The following is a 4,163-nucleotide window of genomic DNA, read 5'->3' on the forward strand; positions in this document are numbered from 1 at the left end:
CAAGTGAATTTACTGATATAGAAATTTATGGATACTCCTACCTGATTGTATTCGCATTTGGTGCTAAATCTTTGTTAACTTGTATCTTTCTTATATCTGCTTTATAAAAAGGTGTAAAAAATTCACTGTCTTTTCAAAAGGTGGTTTGAGAAATTATCAATAGAAAATTATCTCAATTTGAACCATTTTCAAATTCTTCATCTGCCGTAACACTTCAAAAATTTTCCCTTAAAAATTAAAAAAATGATTGACATACAAAGCCCTGAAATATTTTGTTATTTCAGGGCTTTGTATATTTTCGGTTATTCAATATTTACAGGTAGAGACCCTTTGTTATTACGGTATATCCTATGGGAGATAATCACTGGTATTCTGGGAGCCATTAAGAAAATTATCAATGGCAGTTTGTAATCCGTCAAGGGCTTCCTCTGGAGTAATTGAAAGGGCAAAATCCAAAGCTTCTTCCCCGTCTTTTCCGTCAAAATTACCATCACGGAAATCTTCTCCCATTGCATTGATTAACTCAGGTAAGTCTTCGGGATCGAGTCCCTCCGTTTTTACCAAATTGGATAATCCGGCCTGAACGGCGCCGTAGCTCAATTCGCTTTGTTCGGCATCGATGCTTTCGGAACGGGTGAGATCTGCCGGAACAGTGCTGCTTATATCCGTATCTCCCAATCCAAAAGCATTAGCTACCTTATTGTTTGCATTTTCAATGGCGGTTGCAAGTCCCTCCGAAGCGTTCTCATCAATGTTTTCAGCAGCAATGGTGGTAAGTGCCGTGACACCGACGGTTTTCTCATTCTTATCATCGGACATAACAACGTTTCTAAACTCAAAGTTATCCATTGAAACCTCTTCCCCTGTGGCTTCGTCTGAATAACTGCCACCGGTAACCACTATTTCCACTCCTCCGACGTGATCAACGGAAACAGTAAATTCACCCTCGCTGTTTGTCTCTGCGGAGGCTAATAACTCACCCCTAAGTTCATTTTCATCGAATGCATAAACATTCACTTCGGCGTTCTGGATTACGCCTTTTACAGCACCACCTGAGAGCGTGGTCTCGCTTGTTCCCTCATCTGTTTCATCTTCTTCACACATCCAGAAAACGGATGAAATAATAAGCAGGGAGATGATCCATACAAGTCTTTTCATAATTCTTAAATTTTAATTTTACATTTCTTTTATTAAAGACGTAGATGTAAATAAAAGGGTGGGAAAGGTTGCAGGATTTTTCTATCTCAGGTCATCTTAACCGGCGATTCCTGACTTGTTTCGATTACCGGATGTTTCTTTTTATCGCTCATGTCCTTTAATTAGAGTCTGTCTATAATATCCGCTGGCTGCGTTACGCTCGTTTTTCATGCCAGTCAATTACATCAAGTAAACTCCTGGCATTCAAAACTCGCAAGCCTTACCAGCGAACATTCTAGAGGAGACTCTTTCAAATCTCTTTGACTTTATGGACAAACACTAATTACCATATGCCGGGGAAGAATCATACTTATAAAAAAATTTCCTGCCGGGAACCTGTCAGGTTTATAAAGCCTCTTCGACAAAAAATCTGAATTAATCATGTAGAATAAAAAATTTTAGTATTATGAGACACAAAGTTAAATTTACCGCTGCAATTATTATCATGTTAGGGCTGTTTAGCTCATGTGATGAAGAAGTTTTAGAGAACAGACCAGACGTTGGTTCAGATCGCACGGCAGCATCTTTGGCTGATTATTCCGAGATGGTGGAGTTTAAAACCACAAAAAGCAACCCGGAGGGAATGGTATATGAGGTGCTACCCGGCCCGGCTGCCATTGATCCGTCAAAGAAAGGGACCCCTTTTTCAAACAACATCCATCAAACCGGTGGATCTTATGAATTCAGTGTGGTTGACGTGAATGAAACGGATGCCGTTGATTCCAAAGACAGCGTCAAAAATGTCGATATCCGGTTTACCGGTAATGACGGGAGAAAATATGCAATTGACCGGATCAATGTAATTCACAAACCTCAGGGTTCAGGAGACCATACCTTTTTTGGGGGAGTTGGGCTGAATAAAGTGATGCATGGCAATACGGGAATAGGTGAAGATCTAATGCCCAAATTGTTGTCCTACATTACCCTGTGGGGAAAGACCAATCTTAAGGATGCCGGTACAGGGGAGGTTATTGCGGAAGACCGGCTGATTCATATTATGACGACCACCAATGTCAGGGACGAAGATCTGAATCTCATTACGAGTACAGAAGTTGATTCTTCTGACTATAACATAAGGGAGGCCCATACCCACGTCATTCTTCCACCTAAGGATACAAAGGGTAATATGTCTCCAGTGCCGGGGACCAATCATGGATTCCTTCATATGATGTTTGAGAAAGTGACCTTGACTGATGCTTCCCGTGACTGGAAAAAAGCATTCGAAATTCTCCCCGGTCCGGCGGCCATCAATCCGCAAATGTCTCCCACACCTTTTTCCAATAAAATTGGGGTTGGGGCAGGCAATTACAATTTGCTTGTACTTGATCTGGACGATAAGGATTCGGAAGATTCCCGCGACAGGGTAAATAAGGTGAATATTCAGTACAAACGACCCAACGGTACCATGTTCCGGATTGATGATATTGACATCATCCACAAACCCGAGGGTGCTGGCGACCATACCTTCTTTGGCGGTGTTGGATATAACAAGACCATGCACGGCAATACCGGTATAGGAACTGGTCTGATGCCCAAACTAAAATCATATATAACCCTTTGGGGTAAAGCCGATCTGAAGGATGGCCAGGGGAACGTGCTGGCATCTGACCGACTGATCCATCTTATGGTTACCTCCCGGGTCAGGAAAGACGATCTGACCCTCATTACAAGTACAGATACAGATGAGACGGATCATTCCAGAAATGAAACCCACATCATGCTTCCCCCGAAGGATATGCAGGGGAATCCATCACCCGTTCCGGGAACAAGGCATGGTTTCCTGCATCTGATGTTTGAAGATGTTGAGGTGAGAACGAACTAAGAACGGTTTTGGGATATCAGGATGCAAAAAAGGCAGCAAGTGACTACTTGCTGCCTTTTTTACATCCTGTCTTTTTCTGCTGCTGCCCTTATTGAGATCATTGATATTTTTTTTAGCAAAAGTGTGTAATATGCCTGCTCTTTTATTGCCAGCAAGTATCCTTCCGAACGGCAGGCAGGATTACAACTATTTCCGGGATTCAATGGCTCGTAAGCGGAAGCTGTTCCGGCGATTTGTTTTGAATTTCTTCTGGTAAATTTTTTGTCGCTTCCCCTATTATTTCAAAGTTTCTCACTACCAAATCAATACAAGTATAGATATTTCCGGTGGATTATGCTATGGGTTTTAAATATGGGCGGCAACGTATAGCATTATGCGCCGTGCGGGATGAAAGAAGTATGTTCTATTGCCCTGATAAAAAAATTTGCTAATTTGATGACCGAAGACACTGGAAGATCGCCCAAATCGTATTACAGCATGTTGGGTTGCGATTTTTATTCGTTTTCTATCGATAATACTTTCGAAAGACCAATTCGTATCTCATCTAGTTCAGACTTGGTAATATTTCCTAGCCGTTTTACAAATCGTTTTTCTGAAATTGAACGTATCTGGAAACAATCAGCAGAGGAATTTTTGGTGAGTCCGTTTCTGGAATTAGCTTCTATTTTAACCATCCAGGGAGCAACCTCATACCTTTGGTTCCAATCTGTTAAAGGCACAATAATCTTCAAAGGAAGTTTACCCAAAGAATCATCATTCACTATTATGGCAGGACGAGTCTTTTTTATCTCGGCTCCTATTGTTGGGTCAAGATTAATTAACCAAATTTCACCTTACCTCATAAAAGTCTTCAAAATCAAGGTTAGTAAATGCTGTTAATTCCTTATCATTTTTATAGTCTTTATAAAGTGAATCAACAGCTTTTTCCATTTGGTCTTTTTCTTCTTGTTCACGAATCGAATGGATTGCTTTCTCAATCAAGTAAATCCGTTTCCTAATCGGCAATCGCTTTATCTCTTTCAATATCTCGTTAGTTCTCATAATTCATCGATTTAATTTGCAAGATACTAATAAAAAAACGCAATTCTCAAGCAAAATTATATTTCTTTTTCTTACACTTTCGTCCTCCAAAATTGCAACCCCA

The 4,163-nt window shown here is 40.7% G+C and carries 3 protein-coding genes and 1 pseudogene; 1 reads left to right on the forward strand and 3 read right to left on the reverse strand.

Features of this window, described 5'->3' with window-relative positions; translation table 11 throughout:
- Window positions 1–348: 348 nt before the first annotated feature.
- Entirely contained in the window at window positions 349–1,158 is an 810-nt protein-coding gene (locus KGY70_17965; protein MBS3777089.1) for a hypothetical protein, read from the reverse strand.
- A 445-nt stretch (window positions 1,159–1,603) separates the two neighbouring features.
- Between KGY70_17965 and KGY70_17970 the strand changes: the two genes are divergently transcribed.
- Window positions 1,604–3,019, forward strand: a complete 1,416-nt coding sequence (locus KGY70_17970; protein MBS3777090.1) for a hypothetical protein — start codon at window positions 1,604–1,606, stop codon at window positions 3,017–3,019.
- A 494-nt stretch (window positions 3,020–3,513) separates the two neighbouring features.
- Here the strand turns inward: KGY70_17970 and KGY70_17975 are convergent.
- Window positions 3,514–3,849 (reverse strand): annotated as a pseudogene (locus KGY70_17975) (type II toxin-antitoxin system PemK/MazF family toxin).
- Window positions 3,848–4,060 carry a hypothetical protein gene (locus KGY70_17980; protein ID MBS3777091.1) on the reverse strand — a complete coding sequence of 71 codons (213 nt, stop codon included), beginning with the start codon at window positions 4,058–4,060 and terminating at the stop codon, window positions 3,848–3,850. The pseudogene KGY70_17975 and the gene KGY70_17980 overlap by 2 nt, the downstream one beginning before the upstream one ends.
- Window positions 4,061–4,163 lie beyond the last annotated feature (103 nt).

The sequence above is a fragment of the Bacteroidales bacterium genome, from assembly GCA_018334875.1.
GTDB lineage: Bacteria > Bacteroidota > Bacteroidia > Bacteroidales > UBA12077 > JAGXLC01.